Raw genomic sequence first — 19,051 nt, forward strand, 5'->3', positions numbered from 1 at the left:
GAAGGTGACACCGCACCGGACACGTCTTGCCACGGATGCACCGATCACGACGACGTCGCGGCTCCCTAGGCTCGACGCACGCCCGACCACCCGAGGAGCCGAACCGTGACCGGACCGCTGCAGGACATCACCGTCGTCGACCTGTCCCGCGCCCTCGCCGGCCCGCACGCCGCGATGATGCTCGGCGACATGGGCGCGCGCGTCATCAAGGTCGAGTCGCCGACCGGTGACGACACCCGTGGCTGGGGACCGCCCTTCGTGGGTCCGGACGAGGAGCCGATCTCCACGTACTACCTCGCCGCCAACCGCAACAAGGAGTCGATCACCCTCGACCTCAAGTCCGACGACGGCCGTGACGTCCTCACGCGGCTCGTGCAGCGTGGCGACGTCCTCATCGAGAACTTCCGCCCGGGCGTGCTCGACCGCCTCGGCTTCACCGTCGAGCGGCTGCACGAGCTCAACCCGCGGCTCGTCATCCTCTCCATCAGTGGCTTCGGGCACGACGGACCGCAGGGTGGGCGCGCCGGCTACGACCAGATCGCGCAGGGCGAGGCCGGGCTCATGTCGGTGACCGGCCCCGACCCCGACAACCCGCAGCGTGTCGGCGTCCCGATCGGCGACCTGCTCGCCGGCATGTACGGCGCCTATGGCGTCGTCAGCGCCCTCCACGAGCGCAGCACGACCGGCACCGGTCGCGTCGTGCGCACGTCCCTGCTCGCTGCCGTGGTGGGCTCGCACGCCATGCACGGCACGAACTACACGGTCGCCGGCCATGTCGGCCACGCCCAGGGCAACCACCACCCGAGCATCTCCCCCTACGGCCTCTTCCACTGCGCCGACGGCGACGTGCAGGTGGCCTGCGGCGCCGAGTCGCTCTGGGTCAGGCTCGCCGAGGGCTTCGGCATCGACCCCGCGACGCCGGGGATGGCGACGAACCGCGAGCGCATCGCCCACCGCGACCAGGTGGCCGCCACCCTCAACGAGGCGTTCGCGTCGTGGCGCCTCGACGACCTCCTTCCCCGTCTCGCCGAGCTCGGCGTCCCGTCCGGCGAGGTGCGCACGATCGACCGGGTCTACGACTGGGACCAGACGCGTTCCCAAGGGCTCGTCATCGACGTCGACCACCCCGTGCTCGGCTCCATCGAGATCCCCGGACCGCCGATCCGCTTCGACGACAACGCCTTTGCGGGTGGTCGTGAGGAGCACCTCGCACCTCCGACGCTCGGCCAGCACAACGAGAGCGTTCGGTCCTGGCTCGCCGAGGAGGGCCCGGCGTGAGCGACAAGCCCAGCGCCGAGCCTGGCGCCAAGCCTGCCCGGCCCACGTCGAGCGAGCTCATCGCCGCCGTCCTCGACGACAGCACCTGGCAGAGCTGGGACGAGGCACCTCTCGTCGTGGCCGACGAGGGAAGCCCGTATGCCGTCGAGCTCGCCACCGCTGCCGAGAAGGCCGGCACCGACGAGTCGATCGTCACCGGTGAGGGCCGCATCGGCGGGCACCGGGTCGCGGTGATCGCCGGTGAGTTCAGGTTCCTCGCAGGCTCGATCGGCGTGGCCGCGGCCGAGCGCATCGTCCTCGCCTTCGAGCGGGCCACCCGCGAACGGCTGCCCCTCTTCGCGGCACCGGCGTCGGGTGGCACGCGCATGCAGGAGGGCACCCCGGCGTTCGTGACGATGGTGAAGATCTCTGCGGCGGTGGCGGCCTACAAGCGTGAGCACCTGCCCTACATCACCTACCTTCGCCACCCCACGACCGGAGGCGTCTTCGCGTCCTGGGGATCGCTGGGACACGTCACCGTCGGGGAGCCCGGCGCGACCATCGGCTTCCTCGGCGCCCGGGTCTACGAGGCGCTCTACGGCCAGCCGTTCCCCGACGACGTGCAGACGGCCGAGAACCTCTTCGCCCACGGTCTGCTCGACGCGGTGCTCCCCGTCGAGCTGCTCACCGCGACGGCGGCCCGCTTCCTCGACCTCGTCCTCGCGCCGCACGACTCGTCGCCCGCACCGGACGTCCCCAAGGAGCCCCTGCCCGACATCCCTGCCTGGGACTCGATCACCCACTCCCGCAACCCTGCCCGGCCGGGCGTGCGTGCGCTGCTCAAGCTCGGCGCCACCGACGTGCTGCCCCTCTTCGGCACGGGCGCCGGCGAGTGGGACCGCTCGCTGTTCCTCGCGCTGGCCCGGTTCGAGGGCACTCCCTGCGTCGTCCTCGGCCAGGACCGTCGCGGCGAGCAGACCGAGGCCCCGCTCGGACCGTCGGGCCTGCGCGTCGCCCGGCGCGGCATGAAGCTGGCGACCGAGCTCGACCTGCCGCTCGTGAGCATCATCGACACCGCCGGGGCGGCCCTGTCCAAAGAGGCCGAGGAGGGCGGCATGGCCGGCGAGATCGCCCGCTGCCTCTCCGAGCTCGTCGTGCTCGAGGTGCCCACGGTCTGCGTGCTGCTCGGGCAGGGCACGGGCGGTGGAGCACTGGCCCTCATGCCCGCTGACCGGGTCATCAGTGCCCAGCACTCCTGGTTGTCACCGCTGCCGCCCGAAGGTGCGTCGGCGATCCTCTACCGGACCCCGGACCGTGCGCCCGAGCTGGCCGAACGCCAACGGGTGCGTTCGCTGGACCTGCTCGAGGACGGCATCATCGACCGCATCGTGGCCGAGCACCCGGACGCCTCCCAGGAGCCGGAGGCCTTCTGCCGCCGCATGGGTCAAGCCATCCGGCACGAGCTCAGCGACCTGTCCGACCACGACCCGGCGCAACGACTCGCTGCCCGGCACTCGCGATACCGGCTGCTGGGGCGCTCACCCCGCTGACCGCCGACGTCCAGCCGCAGGTCGCTGGGCGGGCCGCGACATCGCGCTTCGCCCGCCCTGCGGCACCCGCGCCTCGACATCTGCACCGTGACACCTGCCAAACGGGGACGCCTCACCTGTCAGGTCATGCCAACGCCCGTACCCGGCCCCCTCCCTAGGCTCGCCGCAACGGCATACCGACGGGGTATGCCGTCTTCGTCCAGGAGGTGGGTCGGTGCGAGTACTCGTGGCGCTGGGCGGCAACGCCATGACGTCCCCCGACGGCACCGCACACCCGGGTGACCAGGTGCGCGCCATCAGCGAGGCGATGGAGCACGTCGCCGAGCTCGTCGCCGCCGGCCACGACGTCGTGCTCACCCACGGCAACGGGCCCCAGGTGGGCAACCTGCTCGTCAAGAACGAGGTCGCGGCCCACGTCGTCCCCCCGGTGCCGCTCGACTGGTGCGGCGCCCAGACGCAGGGGACGATCGGGTTCACCATCCTCGACGCGCTCGAGCCCGCGCTCGCGCGTCGCGGGGTCGCCCGGCCGGTCGCGGCCCTCGTGACCCGCACGCTCGTCGATGTCGACGACCCGCACTTCCAGGCGCCGACCAAGCCGATCGGGCGCTACCTGCCCGCGGACCAGGCGCAGCAGATGATCGAGCACGGACAGCAGTGGGAGGACCGCGGCGACAAGGGCTGGCGCCGGGTCGTGGCCTCCCCCGAGCCGCGCGAGATCCTCGACCTCGGAGCCATCCGCGCCCTCGTGGAGTCGGGCCACGTCGTCGTCGCCGCCGGTGGTGGTGGCATACCCGTGGTGCGCGAGACCGACGGCAGCCTCCGAGGCGTCGAGGCGGTCATCGACAAAGACCTCACCGCCGCCCTGCTCGCGTCGGCCCTCGGCTGCGACATCCTCATCATCGCCACGGACGTCGACCACGCGATGGTCGACTACGGCACCCCGCAAGAGCGCCCGCTCGGCTTCACCTCGCTCGCCCAGATGCAGTCGTATGCCGCGGACGGCCAGTTCGCGTCGGGCTCGATGGGCCCCAAGGTCGACGCCGCGCTGCGCTTCGCCGAGAGTGGTGGACGCAGCATCATCACGTCGCTCGAGCACATCACCGATGCCGTCGAGAGTGATTTCGGCACGGTCATCGACAGCAGCCCCGAAGACTGATCCACGAGTTCCATCATCCCGATCCCCTGTCCCACAGCGGTTTCCGCAACAAGAAAGGTCACGTCGTGCCTGAAGCCATCGAGGTCCGCAAGGTTCCGATCCACAGCGTCTCCGACGCCTCCGAGCTCGCGAAGCTCATCGACAACGGTGTGATGGAGGCGAGCCGCGTCATCGCCATCATCGGCAAGACCGAGGGCAACGGCGGCGTCAACGACTACACCCGGATCATCGCCGACCGCGCGTTCCGCGAGGTGCTCGTCGACAAGGGCGCCCCCGCCGACCAGGTCAAGCAGGTGCCGATCGTGTGGTCCGGCGGCACCGACGGCATCATCAGCCCGCACGCGACGATCTTCGCCACGGTGCCCGAGGACGAGGCCGAGAAGTCCGACGACCTCCGCCTCACCGTCGGCTTCGCCATGAGCGAGCCGATCAAGCCCGAGGAGATCGGCTACGTCGGCATGATCTCCAAGGTCGCCGAGGCCGTGAAGGTCGCCATGGAGCGCGCCGGCATCACCGACCCCAAGGACGTCCACTACGTCCAGACCAAGACGCCACTACTGACGATCCACACCATCCGCGACGCGAAGTCGCGCGGCGAGAAGGTCTGGACCGAGCACACCCACGAGTCGATGGACCTCTCCAACGGCACGACCGGCCTCGGCATCGCCGTCGCCCTCGGCGAGATCGAGATGCCGACCGACGAGGACGTCATGCACAACCGCTCACTCTTCTCGTCGGTGGCCTCGTGCTCCTCCGGCGTCGAGCTCGACCAGGCCCAGGTCGTCGTCGTCGGCAACGCCCGCGGCATCGGTGGGCGCTACCGCATCGGCCACTCGGTCATGCGTGACGCCCTCGACGCCGACGGCATCTGGGAGGCGATCAAGGACGCCGGGCTCGAGCTGCCCGAGCGAGCCCACAGCAGCGACATCAAGGGCCGCCTCGTCAACGTCTTCCTCAAATGCGAGGTGAGCCAGGACGGTCAGGTGCGCGGTCGCCGCAACGCCATGCTCGACGACTCCGACGTGCACTGGCACCGCCAGATCAAGTCCTGCGTCGGTGGCGTCACCGCGTCCGTGACCGGCGACCCGGCGGTCTTCGTGTCGGTGTCGGCAGCCCACCAGGGACCCGACGGTGGCGGTCCGGTCGCGGCGATCGTCGACCTCGGTGAGGGCGAGCCCACCGGCTACGCCGCGCCGGCAGCCCCCACCAGCTGACCTCGACCCGAACTCATTGCCCCAGGACCACCGCGTCGGGCCCGATTCCGGGCCCGGACGGTGGTCCTGGGGCAATCAGTCGAGGTGAGTTCGCGGCATCACCCGTGTCGAGTGTCGCGTCGACTCCTGCGCTCGAAGTCGCGGTCGCGCACGATCTCGACGGCCAGCGTCGTGACTGCCACACCGATGAGCACGACGAGCAGACCGAGGACTGCGTTGACGATGAGGCTCCAGGACATGGCCTCGTCCCCTCTCCCCCACCAGCGCCAGTGCCGGTGCCGGTGGCAAGATCACTGTCCCGCGTTCCCCGGCTCGTGAACATGACCCGGTCGGCTGGGTGCGGCATGACGAGCCCAGGGCAGGGACGGGCCACCCCGAGCCGACGTCAGTGCGCGAAGTGGCGGGTCCCGGTGAAGTACAGCGTCACGCCCGCAGCCCGCGCCGCCTCGACGACCTCGGCGTCGCGCATCGAACCGCCCGGCGCGACGACCGCGCGGACACCGGCGTCGAGGAGCACCTGCAACCCGTCGGCGAACGGGAAGAACGCATCCGAGGCAGCCACCGCGCCCTGCGCCCGCTGCTCGTCCCCGGAGTTCGCCCGGGACACGGCGAGGTGGCACGAGTCGACCCGGTTGACCTGACCCATGCCGATGCCGACCGAGGCGCCACCAGCGGCGAGCAGGATCGCGTTCGACTTCACCGCGCGCACGGACCGCCACGCGAACTGGAGGTCGGCCAAGGTCGCCTCGTCGGCCGCTTCACCGGAGACGAGCCGCCAGTGGGCGGCGTCGTCGCCGCCGGTGACGGCGCCCGTCTCGTCGGTGACGACGGCGTCCACCGCGTCGCGGTGCTGCATGAGCAGCCCACCGCTGATCGGGCGGATCTCCGCTCCACGCCGCCCGGGCGCTGCCGCCTCGAGGAGACGGATGTTCTTCTTCGCGGTGAGGACCTCGAGCGCGTCGGCGTCGAACGACGGTGCGACGACGACCTCGGTGAAGATGTCGGCCACGGTCCGAGCCATCTCGACGGTGACCGGGCGGTTGGTCGCGATGATCCCGCCGAACGCCGAGACCGGGTCGCACGCATGCGCCTTGCGGTGCGCGTCCGCGACGTCGCTGCCCACGGCGATCCCGCAGGGGTTGGCGTGCTTGATGATCGCGACCGTGGGCTGGTCACCGTGGTCATACGCAGCCCGCACCGCGGCGTCCGCGTCGACGTAGTTGTTGTAGGACATCTCCTTGCCGTGGAGCTGGTGCGCCTGCGCCAGCCCGGGCTCCGGCACGAAGCCGCTCGCGTAGAGCGCCGCGCTCTGGTGCGGGTTCTCGCCGTAGCGCAGCACCGCGGACCGGCTCCACGTCGCGCCCGCCCAGGCCGGGAAGCCGGTGCCGTCGCTCGAGTCGGTGTAGGCGTTGCCCATCCACGACGCCACGTGCACGTCGTAGGTCGCCGTGTGGACGAACGCCTTCGCGGCGAGCGCCTTGCGCTCCTCGAACGTGAACCCGCCGCCGCGCACGGCCTCCAGGACGGAGTCGTATGCCGTCGGGTCGACGACCACGGCCACGCTCGGGTGGTTCTTGGCGGCGGCGCGCACCATCGACGGGCCGCCGATGTCGATCTGCTCGACGACCTCGTCGGGCGCCGCCCCCGAGGCAACGGTTTCGGCGAACGGGTAGAGGTTGACGACGACGAGCTCGAACGGCTCGACCTCGAGCTCGGCGAGCTGCTCGACGTGGTCGGGCTTGCGGGTGTCGGCGAGGATGCCGGCGTGCACGCGCGGGTGCAGGGTCTTGACGCGTCCCTCGAGGCACTCGGGGAAGCCGGTGAGGTCGGCGACCTCCGTCACCGGGATGCCGAGGCCCTCGATGAGCCCGGCCGAACCGCCGGTTGACACGATCGCGACGCCCGCCTCGTGCAGGCCCAGCGCCAGCTGCTCGAGCCCGGTCTTGTCGTAGACGGAGACGAGCGCCCGACGGACGGGGCGGCGGTCCTGCGTGGGACCGGGAGTGCTGACGGTGACGGCCATGGTGAGGCTCCAATCGCAAACTGGGGTGCAGGGCAGGAGGTCAATCAGCGGGTGCACCCAGGCGGGCGATGCGATCCCATGTGACTCCCCGGTGGTGGTCCACCTGCGCCAGTCGTCCCCTCGATCCTAACGGCCCGGCGGAGTGCTCCCGTCGCGGCCCAGCCGCCCGACGAGGTCGACGAGCAGCTCGCGCTCCTGCACCTTGATGCGCTCGTGCAGGGTCTCCTCGGTGTCGTCCTCGCGCACCTCGACGGCCCGTTGGGCCAGGATCGGGCCGGTGTCCACGCCGGCGTCGACGAGGTGCGCCGTCGTCCCCGTGACCCGGACTCCGTGGGCAAGCGCGTCGCGCACGGCGTGCGCCCCGGGGAAGCTCGGGAGCAGGGCCGGGTGCGTGTTGAGGATGGTCCGGTCGCGCAGCGTCTCCGGTCCGAGGATCTTCATGAAGCCGGCAGTGACGACGAAGTCCGGTGAGCGAGAGGCGATCTCGGCAGCCAGCGCCTCGTCCCAAGCACCCCGGTCCGGGAAGTCGCGCACCCGGCACACGAACGTCTCGATGCCGGCGCGCTCCGCGCGACGCAGCCCCTCGATGTCCTCCCGGTCCGCTCCCACCGCCACGATCCGGACGCCGTATGCCGGGTCGAGACTCGCGTCGATGAGCGCCTGGAGGAGCGTGCCCGACCCGGACACGAGGACGACGACGTCAGCGGGTGGAGTCACGTCGGGCAGCCTAGCGAGTGGCGGGAGCCGCACTCAGCGGCGCAGGCGCCAAGCGTCCCAGGCGACGACGGCGAGCGCGCCGACGAGGAGCTCCACGGCGACGACGAGCGTGGTCCAGAGCGCGGGAGTGCCCATGTCACCCAAGCGGTACGCGCCCAGCGACCCGCCACCGAGAGCATCGAACGCCCCGATCGTCGCCGCTACGAGGAGACAGGCCACGGACGCCACCGAGGCCTTGGTGCGCAGTGAGGACAGGCGGGCCACGGCTGCCAGCGAGCGGCGGCCCACGTAGGCGCCGACGAGCACGGGGACGAGCACGAGGAGCCGGACGAACCACGGGTAGGCACCGGGCTCGGGCATCGCGCCGAAGACGGGGACGAGAGGCATGAGCCCGGTGGAGGAGCCGGCGAGGGACGTGTGCGCCCCGTCGACGACGGAGAACCCCGGCCCTGCGAGGAGCCCCACGACCCACAGCGCCAGGTTGGGCAGCGCGGCGAGCTGGGCACCGATGAGCAGCAGACCACCGAGGAAGCCGGCGCCGACCTCGGCCTGGAGGCTCGTCACGGCGCCCCAGCGCAGCCCGACCGCCGTGAGCACGACGGCGGTCGCGAGTCCGAGAAGCAGCACGAGGCCGCGCCGTGCCGGTCCGGATGCACGCCGCACCGTGTCGGGGACGACGACGGCGTCGAACCTCGGCCCGAGCACGTCCGCCTCACGAGCGAGCCGGCGGATCGCCAGCGCGAGGGCCAGGGCGGGCACGACGAGGAGCGGCACCGCGAGGCTCGGCCACCGCAGCGGCAACGAACCCGCGAGGGTGAGGGCCGACGCGATCCCGACGGCGACGGCATACCCGAGCCACCAGCGACCACCGACGACCAGGACGGAGCGCGGCAGGAGGTCGGCGGCGAACTCGTCGTCGACGTCGGAGCCCTCCAAGGCCCGGCCCGCCCCGCGGGAGGCCAGCCAGACCGCGAGCCCGCCGAGCACGAGCGGGACGAACGCGACCTTCGTCGCGCCGGACCCGAGGTGCGCGCCCTGGACGAGGAGCCACAGGGAGGACCCGGCGCCGATCGGCTCGGCCATCGACCCACCCGACCGGGGCTCGAGCATCCAGCCCAGCGCGGTGGGGACGACCACGACCAGGAGCGAGAGGAGTCCGGTGGCCAGGCCGACGAGCACGTCCCGGACCGGTTCGGGCAGCCACGAAGGGGCCTGCGACGCAGCGCCGCCCGCTTCGTCCGCGTCGGCGGAGGGGCGCACACCACGAAGCATCTCCAGGACCGTCATCGCGCCCAGTGTCCCCCGAACCGCCATCCGCTCCGCGGCGCACACGCCGAGGAGCGGGATGCTCGGCGAGCCAGCGGTAGTGGAGGGGGCAGACCGACGCGAGCGGGCGGCATACCGAAGACTTCTCGGTATGCCGCCCGCTCGCGGTGCGTGGACGCCTCAGGAACGGGGCTGCAGGCCCATGCCCTTGAGGATCTCGTGCATGAGCTCGGCGGTCTCGGAAGGCGTCTTGCCGACCTTGACGCCGGCGGCCTCGAGGGCCTCCTTCTTGGCCTGGGCGGTGCCCGACGAGCCGGAGACGATGGCGCCGGCGTGGCCCATGGTCTTGCCCTCGGGAGCGGTGAAGCCGGCGACGTAGCCGACGACGGGCTTCGTGACGTGCTCCTTGATGTAGTCCGCGGCGCGCTCCTCGGCGTCGCCGCCGATCTCGCCGATCATGACGATGGCCTTGGTCTCGGGGTCGGCCTCGAACGCCTCGAGGGCGTCGATGTGCGTCGTGCCGACGATGGGATCACCGCCGATGCCGATGGCCGTCGAGAAGCCGTAGTCACGCAGCTCGTACATCATCTGGTAGGTCAGCGTGCCCGACTTGGAGACGAGCCCGACCGGACCCTTGCCGGCGATGGTGTGCGGCGTGATGCCGGCGAGCGACTCCTCCGGCGTGATGATGCCGGGGCAGTTGGGGCCGATGATCCGGGTCTTCTTGCCGATCGAGTAGTTGAAGAACTCGGCGGTGTCCTTGACCGGGATGCCCTCGGTGATGACGACGAGGAGCGGGATCTCGGCGTCGATCGCCTCGATGGCGGCGTCCTTGGCGAAGGGCGGCGGGACGAAGGCGACGGACACGTTGGCGCCGGTGGCCTCCATGGCCTCCTTGACCGAGCCGTAGACGGGGAGCTCCTTGCCGCCGATCTCGGCGGTGGTGCCGGCCTTGCGGGCGTTGACCCCACCCACGATGTTGGCGCCGGCGTCGAGCATGAGGGCGGTGTGCTTGGAGCCCATGCCGCCGGTCATGCCCTGGACGATGATCTTGCTGTCAGCGTTGAGGTAGATAGACATGTGTGTGCGCTTCCTTGAAGTTCGTCAGCCGGGCGGTCAGTTGGCGGCCAGCTCGGCGGCCTTGGCCGCGCCGCCGTCCATCGTGTCGGCGAGGGTGACGAGCGGGTGGTTCAGCTCGTCGAGGATCGCCCGGCCTGCTTCGACGTTGTTGCCGTCGAGACGGACGACGAGGGGCTTGGTCTCGGCGTCGCCGAGGATCTCGAGCGCACCCTTGATGCCGTTGGCGACCTCGTCGCACGCGGTGATGCCACCGAAGACGTTGACGAAGACCGCGCGGACCTGCTCGTCGCCGAGGATGACGTCGAGGCCGTCGGCCATGACCTGCGCGTTGGCGCCGCCACCGATGTCGAGGAAGTTGGCGGGCTTCACGCCGTGCTTCTCACCGGCGTAGGCGACGACGTCGAGCGTGCTCATGACGAGCCCGGCGCCGTTGCCGATGATGCCGACCTGGCCGTCGAGCTTGACGTAGTTGAGGCCCTTGGCCTTGGCCTTGGCCTCGAGCGGGTCGGCGGCCGCCTTGTCCTCGAGGGCCTCGTGCTCGGGCTGGCGGAACTCGGCGTTCTCGTCGATCGTCACCTTGCCGTCGAGAGCGACGATGTCGCCGTCGGTGGTCTTGACGAGCGGGTTGACCTCGACCAGCGTCGCGTCCTCGTCGCGGTAGACGAGCCAGAGCTTCTCGAGGACGGGCACGATCTTGGCGCCGGTCTCGGCGTCGAAGCCTGCCTCGTCGACGATCTCCTGGGCCTTGGCGGTGTCGATGCCGACATTGGGGTCGACCGCGATGCGCGCGAGGGCTTCGGGGCGCTCGACGGCGAGCTGCTCGATGTCCATGCCGCCCTCCTTGCTGCACATCGCAAGGTAGGTGCGGTTGGTCCGGTCGAGCAGGACGGAGAAGTAGTACTCCTCCGCGATCTGCGCGCCCTGGGCGATCATCACCTGGTGGACGGTGTGGCCCTTGATGTCCATGCCGAGGATCTCGCCGGCGCGCTGCTCGGCCTCCTCAGCCGACTTGGCCACCTTGACGCCGCCGGCCTTGCCGCGCCCGCCCGTCTTGACCTGCGCCTTGACGACGGTGACGCCGCCACTCCTGGCTCCGATCGTCTCGGCGGCCGCACGGGCCTCCTCGGGGGTGGTGGCGACTGCGCCTGCCAGCACGGGTACACCGTGCTTCTCGAACACATCGCGTGCCTGGTACTCGAAAAGGTCCACGGATTCGTTCCCGTCCTCACGTGTCATTGGGTGACCACTGGTTCGTTCGGGCCGAGCCTAGCGCCGCAGCGAAGGGGCCATCGTCCGCGGGTCTCGATCCGGACACGTCGGCAGACGTGATTCTCACGACAAGGCTCCGGCCACCGATGCGCGTATACGGTTGAACGATCATGGATGCCTCGATGTGGATGCACCCCGCTGAGCAGCAGCCGACAGCGATGGGCCGTGCCCGGCGTGCGCTCGACACCGCGGCCGCCGCCGCCCGCGGGCTGGGCCCGCTGCTCACTCCCCGGGCCATGGTGGGGATGGCGATCGAGGGCGCGTGGATGACGACGCACCTCGCGACCTACCCCCTCGGGATCTTCCAGGAGCGGGTCGAGGGTGGACGTGGCTACCGCATCGAGCACCTCGCTCCGGTGCAGCGCGGCCTGCTCATCTCCAACGTCGAGGCGGCCGGCACGCCGATCCTGCTCGTGCACGGTCTCATCGACAACCGCTCGATCTTCACGCTGCTGCGTCGCGGACTGACGCGTCGCGGGTTCGGCTCGATCTACTCGATGAACTACTCGCCGTTCACCGCCGACGTCCGCACCGCTGCGGCCCAGCTCGGCGAGGAGATCGAGGCGATCGTCCAGGAGACCGGCTACGAGAAGATCCACATCGTCGGCCACAGCCTCGGCGGTCTCATCGCCCGCTACTACGTGACCCGGCTGGGGGGCGACGAGCGCGTGCACACCCTCGTGACGCTCGGGACGCCGCACCAGGGCACGTATGCCGCGTACGCCGCCCCGACCCGGCTCATCGGGCAGATGCGCCCGGGCAGCGGCCTCATCCGCGAGCTCGACGAGCCCGCACCCGGCTGCTCGACGCGCTTCATCTGCTACTGGTCCGACAGCGACCTCGTCATCGTCCCGCAGGGCAGCGGCGCCCTGCGCCACCACGACCTCTCCGTGCGCAACATCCGCCTCCACGGGGTCGGGCACATCTCGCTCGCCATCGTCGGCGACGTCGTGCACGGCATCTCGACGGCACTGGCCGAGCTCGACCCGGAGGGCGCCACGCTGACGCCCGGCGTGACCCCGCTCGCCCCTCGCGGGCGGGGCGAGGATGCGGGCTCCTGGCGCTCCCGGCGCGAGGCGCGCGGACGGCATACGGCATCGTCGTCGACGTGACGCGCGTCACACCGTGACGCGAACACCGAGGTGAGAGCAGGTAAACGTCCGCCATCCTCATGGGGCGATCCGCTTTCTTCCACAGACGGGTTTGGATAACGGTGAGGTCACGGTACGGTGGTACCTCCCGTGTCCCCTGCACGTGAGGTACCCCTGCCTTGAGTCACCCCTACGAGGGGCGCCACCGTGGCCGGCATCGCAAACCTGCGACAAGTCGAGTCCCCCGCGCCCTGCACCCGGGCTTCGTGTTGCCCAGCGCCGCTGCCGCGGCCCTGGTCGTCACGGCGACCGGTGCATCCGTTGCCGAGTCCGCTCCGCTGACCCTGGACCTGACCGCTGCCCAGGCGCAGACGGCACGCGACCAGGCCGCCACCGAGGTCGCCGAGCAGGCCGACCTCTCGTCGCGCCGCCAGCAGATCGCGATCCAGACCGCCGCACTCCAGGGCCGCGCGACCGAGCAGAAGCGCGTCGCCCGCAACAATGCGCGCGTCGCCGCTGCGGCCAAGGCGAAGGCCGCCGCTCTGGCCGCCGCGCAGGCCAAGGCCGAGCGCGAGGGCAAGCGCTGGGTCAGCCCCATCGCCGGTGCACAGTTCACGTCGGGCTACGGCATGCGTTGGGGACGCATGCACTGGGGCAACGACTTCGGCACCTCGATCGGCACGCCGCTTCGCGCCATGTCCAAGGGCACCGTCGTCTTCGTCGGGCGTCACGGCAACATGGGCAACCTCGTGCGCATCAAGTACTGGGAGGGCACGGAGTCCTGGTACGCCCACATGGACAGCTTCTCGGCGCACGTCGGCGAGACGGTCATGCCCGGTGACATCGTCGGTCGCACCGGCAACACCGGCCGCTCCACCGGCCCGCACCTGCACCTCGAGATCCACCCGGAGGGCTCCGGCCCGGTCAACCCGGCTCCGTGGCTCGCGGAGAAGGGCCTGCAGTGAGCTGAGGCTCGCGAACGGCAACGCCGAAGGGCGGCACCCATGGTGGGTGCCGCCCTTCGGCGTTGTCTCGGGCCCGTCCGGGCCAGCGTGATCGGCGTCGTCCGTCGGCCCCTGCCGTCAGAGCTTCTCGAGCGGCGCGAAGCGCAGGAGGAAGCGCTTGACCCCGGTGTCGCCGCCGAAGTCGACCTCGGCCTGGGTCTTGTCGCCCTCGCCCATCGTGCGCACGACCGTGCCGAGGCCGAAGGCGTCGTGGGTGACCTTGTCCCCCGCCGAGAGCGGGATGATCGGGCGGTTGCCCGGTGAGCGCACGCCGGGTCGCGCCGCGAGCGAGGCGACGGCGGGGCGCTGGCCGCGGTGGCCGATCGCCGCGGCGCCGCTCAGCTCGCGCTCCCAGCTGAGGAGCTCGGTGGGGATCTCGTCGAGGAACCGGCTCGGCGGGTTGTACTGGGGCGCACCCCACGCCGACCGCACGGCTGCCCGCGACAGGTGGAGCCGCTCGCGCGCACGCGTGATGCCGACGTAGGCGAGGCGCCGCTCCTCCTCGAGCTCCTTGGGGTCACCGAGGGAGCGCAGGTGCGGGAACGTGCCGTCCTCCATACCGGTGAGGAAGACCACCGGGAACTCGAGGCCCTTGGCGGTGTGGAGGGTCATGAGGGTGACGACGCCCTGCTCCTCGGCCTCGGCCGAGTCGGGGATCTCGTCGGCGTCGGCGACGAGTGAGACGCGCTCGAGGAAGTCCTCGAGGCTGTTGACCTCGCCGGTCTCGGCCCGTGCCTCGTCGAACTCGCGGGCCACGGCGACGAGCTCGGCGAGGTTCTCGATGCGGGTCTCGTCCTGCGGGTCGTGGCTGGCGCGGAGCTCGGCGAGGTAGCCGGACTTCTCGACGATGGCCTCGAGCAGGTCGGCCACGCCGGCCTCGTCGTCGTCGCGGACCTTGCCGAGGTCCTCGAGCAGGGCGGTGAACGCCTTGATCGCGCTGACGGAACGGGTGGCGATGCCCGGCGCGTCCTCGGGGCGGCCGAGGGCGGCGACGAACGGGATGCGCTCGCGCTCGGCGAGGGCCGCCACGACGGCCTCGGCACGGTCACCGATGCCACGCTTGGGCACGTTGAGGATGCGTCGGAGGTTGACGGTGTCGGCGGGGTTGGACAGCACGCGCAGATAGGCCAGCGCGTCCTTGACCTCGCGCCGCTCGTAGAACCGGGTGCCGCCCACGACCTTGTAGGGCAGGCCGACCCGGACGAAGACCTCCTCGAGGGCACGCGACTGCGCGTTGGTGCGGTAGAACACCGCGACGTCGCCGGGCTTGGTGCCGTGCTCATCGCCGAGCTTGTCGATGCTGCGCGCGACGAAGGACGCCTCGTCGTGCTCGTTGTCGCCGACGTAGCCGACGATCGGCGCACCCGAGCCGGAGTCGGTCCAGAGGTTCTTCTTGCGGCGCGACTCGTTGCGCGCGATGACCGCGTTGGCCGCCGTGAGGATCGTCTGGGTCGAGCGGTAGTTGCGCTCGAGCAGGATCGTCCGTGCGTCGGGGTAGTCCTCCTCGAACTCGACGATGTTGCGGATCGTCGCACCCCGGAACGCATAGATCGACTGGTCCGCGTCACCGACGACGACGAGCTCGCTCGGCTCGACCGCGTGCTCGGCGCGGGCCCCACCGTGACCGACGAGCTCACGGATCAGCTGGTACTGCGCGTGGTTGGTGTCCTGGTACTCGTCGACCATGACGTGGCGGAACCGGCGCCGGTAGTGCTCCGCGACGTCCGGGAAGGCCTGGAACATGTGGACCGTGAGCATGATGATGTCGTCGAAGTCGAGCGCGTTCGCCTGCCGCAGACGACGTTGGTATGCCGTGTAGGCCTCCGCGAGAAGCCGTTCGGTGTGGGTGCCACCGGGGTTCTCGGCGCTGGGCTCCGAGCCCACGCGGGCGGCATACGTCTCCTCGTCGATGAGCTCGTTCTTGAGGTTGGAGACCTGGTGGCTGAACGTGCGGGGGTTGTAGCGCTTGGGGTCGAGGTCCATGTCGCGGATGACCATCGACATGAGGCGCTGGCTGTCGGCGGCGTCGTAGATCGAGAAGGTCGACTTCATCCCGACCTTGTCGGCCTCACGGCGAAGGATCCGCACGCACGCGCTGTGGAACGTCATGACCCACATCGCCTTGGCCCGGGGCCCGACGAGGTCGGCGACCCGCTCGCGCATCTCGGCCGCGGCCTTGTTGGTGAACGTGATGGCAAGCACCTGGCCGGGCTGGATGCCACGGGCCGCGAGCAGGTAGGCGATGCGGTGGGTCAGCACGCGGGTCTTGCCCGAGCCGGCGCCGGCGATGATGAGCAGGGGGCTGCCGGCGTGCAGGACGGCCTCGCGCTGCTCCTCGTTGAGCCCTTCGAGGAGGGCGTCGGGATCCTGGGTGCGGGCTCCCCACGCAGGGACGGTGGAGGCGTCAGCGGCCCCCGGACCGCCCTCACCGTCGACGACCGCCCACGACGGGACGCCAGCCTCGTTGACCAGCGCGGCGTGCGCACTGTCGTGGGTGGCGGGGTCGGTCGAGGGGGTCGTGCCGGGGTGCTTGGCGGAGTCGGGCTGGCCGAAGTCCATGCCGTCGAAAAGGGTGCTCATCTCGCGTCCAACCCTACGTCGTGCCGCCCACATCGCCCGCCTCGTCCACCGGTCCGGGGCGCGCGGGCGAGCGGACAGCAACGCGTTCTGCCGAGGGCCGCCGTCGGTGCCCGGTGGCAGGGTGTGGACATGACCACACAGATCGTCCTGGTTCCCGGATTCTGGCTCGGCGCGTGGGCGTGGGACGAGGTGGCGCCTCGGCTGCGTGACGAGGGTTTCGACGTCGTGGCCCTGACCCTTCCCGGACTCTCGGAGGGGTCGCCGGACGCCACGGCGACGGTCGACGACCAGGCCGACGCCATCGTCGAGGCCTTCGACACCCACGCGGAGCGCCGCGTCCTCGTGGTGCACAGCGGGGCGGCAGTGCCGGGGACCGTCGTGCTCGACCGGGATCCTGGGCTCGTGGACCACGTCGTCTACGTCGACACCGCCCCCGTCTCGGACGGCCACGCGATGAACACCGAGCTCGACGGCGACAGCCTCCCGCTCTCGGCCGTCTACGACTCCGAGCTCGAGGAGGGGTCGATGCGCGACCTGACCGAGGAGCAGCTGCAGACCTTCCGCGACCGCGCCGTCCCGCAGCCGGGCGCGACGGTCCGCGAACCCGTCAACCTCCGCAACGACGCTCGCCTCGATGTGCCCGGCACCGTCATCTGCACGGCGTTCTCCGCCTCGGACTACCGGGCCTACGCCGAGCAGGGCGTCCCGTTCCTGCGCGGGATCACGGAGTTCCGCAGCTTGGAGCTTGTCGACCTGCCGACGGGTCACTGGCCCATGTGGTCCAAGCCGGCGGAGCTCGCTGCGGCGATCGCGACCGCTGCGGGAGCTCCGACGAAGGCGGTATCGCAAGACCCTCGCTGAGCCTCGAGTTTCGCTGTGTCACAGCGATATTGACCCTGTGGATTGCTTCTTTTCGAACGTGAGTTCGAGTAGAATTCGAGGTATGGAAGCCACGGCGCAGCGACTGCCACCCTTGAGGGCCGGTATGCCGTGCTGCGGGAGTGTGCTGCGGACCTCACCTCCGACGAGCTGCTCGACGTCATCGAGGAGGCGCAGCGGGAGAAGGACGCCGCCTCAGCGCGGCAAGCAGTGGCGTTGGCGCACCTGTCGGCGCGTGAGCCGCACCTGCAGGAGGACGGCACAACGGTGGAGGTGCACCACGGGCTGGGGCACCAGCGGCTGGACGCACCGGAGCTGGCCGCGCCCCGGCTGGGGGTGTCGGTGCACGTCGCCACCAGGAGGGTGACGGCGGCGATCGACCAGATGACCCGGACCCCGGCGGTGGTCGACGCGATGGCTGTGGGTGTGCTCGATGAGCAGCGGGCGGCGGTGGTGACCGAGGAGACCGAGTTCCTCTCCCCCGAGTCCGCGGGCAAGGTCGTGGCCCTGGTCGCGGACCGGTGGCGCGGGTTGACGACCGGCCCGTTGCGGCGGCTGCTGGCGCGCACCGCGGCGCAGGTCGACCCGGAGGCGGTCGCGGCGCACGCCGAGGACGAGCGGGAGCGGCGCGGGCTGACCCGCCGGCTGGGGGTGCACGGCACCGACCACTGGCGCGGCGACTTCCGGGTCGAGCAGTCCCGGGTTGCGTGGGCCGCGGTCACCGAACGCGCCCGCGAGCTCGTGCGCGGCGGGCACGCCGACACGCTGGAGAAGGCTCGCGCGGACGCGATGATGGAGCTCATCCTCGAGCACTGCGACGTGCGCGTCGTCGTCCACACCACCCGCGCCGCCGACACCACCACTGATGCCCAGAAGGACGCTGCTCCCGCCGCTGACGCGACGGGCGAGGATGACCACACGGCCGCCGGCCACGCCGCCTCCCCGCAGTCGGCTCATGCAGAGTCACCCGCCACCTCCGCGGGCACAGCCGGACCTGAGCGGGCCTGCCGGAATGAGCATCGTGAGAGTGGGCTGGTCGAGGTTGGTGGGCTCGGGGCGCCCGGGACGACGTTCGTGCCCCGCGCGTGGCTCGACGGCGCCGACACCAGCTCCACGAACGCAGAGCGGGAGCTGACCTGCGACCCCGACACCGGGGCGATCCTCGCCGGGGACGTCCCCGAAGCCCTCGCGTCCGGACGGACCCGCCGCTCCCGGCCCCGACCTCGCGCCGAGGACCCGACGCCGACGTACCGCGTCCCCGCAGAGATGGCCCGCCTCGTCCGCCTCCGCGACGGGTCCTGCCGCTTCCCCGGCTGCGCCACCCCCGCCCGCCAGTGCGACCTCGACCACGTCCGACCCTGGCCGACCGGACCCACAGCACCCACCAACCTCATCGCCCTCTGCCGGCGCCACCACCGCATCAAGCAACGCCCCGGCTGGACCCTGCGACTGCACCCCGACGCCCGCGTCACCTGGCACGACCCCACCGGGCGCGCCCACACCACCTGGCCCGTCGACCACCTCCACCTCGCCACCCCGGCCTGCCCTGACAACGACGAGCTCCCACCAACGACCCCCGGCACCAGCCGCGCCGCCGAGTCGGCGCCGTCGGCGGCCCACGACCTCGAGCTGCCCACCACGTTCGAGGACGAGCTCCACGACCTCCTCGAGCAGCACGCCGTCCCACCCCGGCGCACCCGCCCCACCGTCTGGAACGCCCGCGGCCAGCTCCTCTCCGGACCACCACCCCGCACCGACCACCACACCGGCCGCACCCGCCACCGCGACACCGGACGCCACACCCTCGTCGTCCTCGACCTCCCGCACCGACCCCCACCACCACCGTCGCCGGCGTCCGAGACCATCCCCTTCTGAGCCGGTGCCTCATGAGCGGCCTCCATCTGACCGGACGTGCGGAACGCGCCGCCGGAACCAGGACGGATGTCGGGGCGGACGGCATACGGT

At 71.2% G+C, this 19,051-nt stretch carries 15 protein-coding genes and 1 riboswitch; of the genes, 8 read left to right on the forward strand and 7 right to left on the reverse strand.

The window, feature by feature from the left end:
• Nucleotides 1-105: 105 nt before the first annotated feature.
• The 4 genes from LL946_RS02655 (at nucleotide 106) to LL946_RS02670 (ending at nucleotide 5,177) form a co-directional block, all read left to right on the forward strand.
• Nucleotides 106-1,278, forward strand: a complete 1,173-nt coding sequence (locus LL946_RS02655; RefSeq protein WP_404384514.1) for a CaiB/BaiF CoA transferase family protein — start codon at nucleotides 106-108, stop codon at nucleotides 1,276-1,278.
• Nucleotides 1,275-2,807, forward strand: coding sequence for a carboxyl transferase domain-containing protein (locus tag LL946_RS02660; protein ID WP_404384516.1), 1,533 nt, complete (start codon nucleotides 1,275-1,277; stop codon nucleotides 2,805-2,807). The genes LL946_RS02655 and LL946_RS02660 overlap by 4 nt, the downstream gene beginning before the upstream one ends.
• A gap of 214 nt (nucleotides 2,808-3,021) precedes the next feature.
• On the forward strand, nucleotides 3,022-3,963 hold the full coding sequence (locus LL946_RS02665) for a carbamate kinase (RefSeq protein ID WP_404384518.1): 942 nt from the start codon (nucleotides 3,022-3,024) through the stop codon (nucleotides 3,961-3,963).
• Between the two features lie 65 nt (nucleotides 3,964-4,028).
• Nucleotides 4,029-5,177 carry a ring-opening amidohydrolase gene (locus LL946_RS02670; protein ID WP_404384520.1) on the forward strand — a complete coding sequence of 383 codons (1,149 nt, stop codon included), beginning with the start codon at nucleotides 4,029-4,031 and terminating at the stop codon, nucleotides 5,175-5,177.
• A 98-nt stretch (nucleotides 5,178-5,275) separates the two neighbouring features.
• On the opposite strand, the gene LL946_RS02675 is transcribed toward LL946_RS02670, so the two are convergent.
• The 6 genes from LL946_RS02675 to sucC form a co-directional block, all read right to left on the reverse strand.
• Nucleotides 5,276-5,416, reverse strand: coding sequence for a hypothetical protein (locus LL946_RS02675; protein WP_404384522.1), 141 nt, complete (start codon nucleotides 5,414-5,416; stop codon nucleotides 5,276-5,278).
• 146 nt (nucleotides 5,417-5,562) lie between these two features.
• Entirely contained in the window at nucleotides 5,563-7,200 is a 1,638-nt protein-coding gene (gene purH, locus LL946_RS02680) for a bifunctional phosphoribosylaminoimidazolecarboxamide formyltransferase/IMP cyclohydrolase (protein WP_404384524.1), read from the reverse strand.
• 48 nt (nucleotides 7,201-7,248) lie between these two features.
• Nucleotides 7,249-7,326, reverse strand: a riboswitch (ZMP/ZTP riboswitch).
• A complete protein-coding gene (gene purN / locus LL946_RS02685) occupies nucleotides 7,327-7,926 on the reverse strand; it encodes a phosphoribosylglycinamide formyltransferase (RefSeq protein WP_404386767.1) in 600 nt (199 codons plus the stop codon).
• A 24-nt stretch (nucleotides 7,927-7,950) separates the two neighbouring features.
• Nucleotides 7,951-9,204: a DUF6350 family protein gene (locus tag LL946_RS02690; RefSeq protein ID WP_404384526.1), complete on the reverse strand. Its 1,254-nt coding sequence runs from the start codon at nucleotides 9,202-9,204 to the stop codon at nucleotides 7,951-7,953.
• A 159-nt stretch (nucleotides 9,205-9,363) separates the two neighbouring features.
• Nucleotides 9,364-10,263, reverse strand: a complete 900-nt coding sequence (gene sucD / locus LL946_RS02695; RefSeq protein WP_404384528.1) for a succinate--CoA ligase subunit alpha — start codon at nucleotides 10,261-10,263, stop codon at nucleotides 9,364-9,366.
• A 36-nt stretch (nucleotides 10,264-10,299) separates the two neighbouring features.
• Nucleotides 10,300-11,472 carry an ADP-forming succinate--CoA ligase subunit beta gene (gene sucC / locus LL946_RS02700; RefSeq protein WP_404384530.1) on the reverse strand — a complete coding sequence of 391 codons (1,173 nt, stop codon included), beginning with the start codon at nucleotides 11,470-11,472 and terminating at the stop codon, nucleotides 10,300-10,302.
• 170 nt (nucleotides 11,473-11,642) lie between these two features.
• Here sucC and LL946_RS02705 point away from each other — a divergent pair, with 170 nt between their 5' ends.
• Together LL946_RS02705 and LL946_RS02710 are read left to right on the forward strand one after the other, a co-directional pair.
• Entirely contained in the window at nucleotides 11,643-12,644 is a 1,002-nt protein-coding gene (locus LL946_RS02705; RefSeq protein ID WP_404384532.1) for an esterase/lipase family protein, read from the forward strand.
• Between the two features lie 245 nt (nucleotides 12,645-12,889).
• Nucleotides 12,890-13,588 carry a M23 family metallopeptidase gene (locus tag LL946_RS02710; protein WP_404384534.1) on the forward strand — a complete coding sequence of 233 codons (699 nt, stop codon included), beginning with the start codon at nucleotides 12,890-12,892 and terminating at the stop codon, nucleotides 13,586-13,588.
• A 117-nt stretch (nucleotides 13,589-13,705) separates the two neighbouring features.
• Here the strand turns inward: LL946_RS02710 and pcrA are convergent, their stop codons facing one another.
• Nucleotides 13,706-16,207, reverse strand: a complete 2,502-nt coding sequence (pcrA, locus tag LL946_RS02715) for a DNA helicase PcrA (RefSeq protein WP_404384536.1) — start codon at nucleotides 16,205-16,207, stop codon at nucleotides 13,706-13,708.
• Nucleotides 16,208-16,336: 129 nt separating this feature from the next.
• Here pcrA and LL946_RS02720 point away from each other — a divergent pair, with 129 nt between their 5' ends.
• Together LL946_RS02720 and LL946_RS02725 are read left to right on the forward strand one after the other, a co-directional pair.
• Nucleotides 16,337-17,068: an alpha/beta fold hydrolase gene (locus LL946_RS02720; RefSeq protein WP_404384538.1), complete on the forward strand. Its 732-nt coding sequence runs from the start codon at nucleotides 16,337-16,339 to the stop codon at nucleotides 17,066-17,068.
• 129 nt (nucleotides 17,069-17,197) lie between these two features.
• Entirely contained in the window at nucleotides 17,198-18,961 is a 1,764-nt protein-coding gene (locus tag LL946_RS02725; RefSeq protein WP_404384540.1) for an HNH endonuclease, read from the forward strand.
• Nucleotides 18,962-19,051 lie beyond the last annotated feature (90 nt).

The organism is Knoellia locipacati (genome assembly GCF_044791685.1).
In the GTDB taxonomy this organism is placed as follows: Bacteria; Actinomycetota; Actinomycetes; order Actinomycetales; family Dermatophilaceae; genus Knoellia; species Knoellia locipacati_A.

Bases quoted from the DNA above. Each gene is read 5' to 3' on its own strand.
- LL946_RS02720 (WP_404384538.1), top strand. From the start codon at position 16,337: ATGACCACACAGATCGTCCTGGTTCCCGGATTCTGGCTCGGCGCGTGG.
- purH (WP_404384524.1), bottom strand. From the start codon at position 7,200: ATGGCCGTCACCGTCAGCACTCCCGGTCCCACGCAGGACCGCCGCCCC.
- LL946_RS02675 (WP_404384522.1), bottom strand. From the start codon at position 5,416: ATGTCCTGGAGCCTCATCGTCAACGCAGTCCTCGGTCTGCTCGTCGTG.
- LL946_RS02690 (WP_404384526.1), bottom strand. From the start codon at position 9,204: ATGACGGTCCTGGAGATGCTTCGTGGTGTGCGCCCCTCCGCCGACGCG.
- LL946_RS02705 (WP_404384532.1), top strand. From the start codon at position 11,643: ATGGATGCCTCGATGTGGATGCACCCCGCTGAGCAGCAGCCGACAGCG.
- sucD (WP_404384528.1), bottom strand. From the start codon at position 10,263: ATGTCTATCTACCTCAACGCTGACAGCAAGATCATCGTCCAGGGCATG.
- pcrA (WP_404384536.1), bottom strand. From the start codon at position 16,207: ATGAGCACCCTTTTCGACGGCATGGACTTCGGCCAGCCCGACTCCGCC.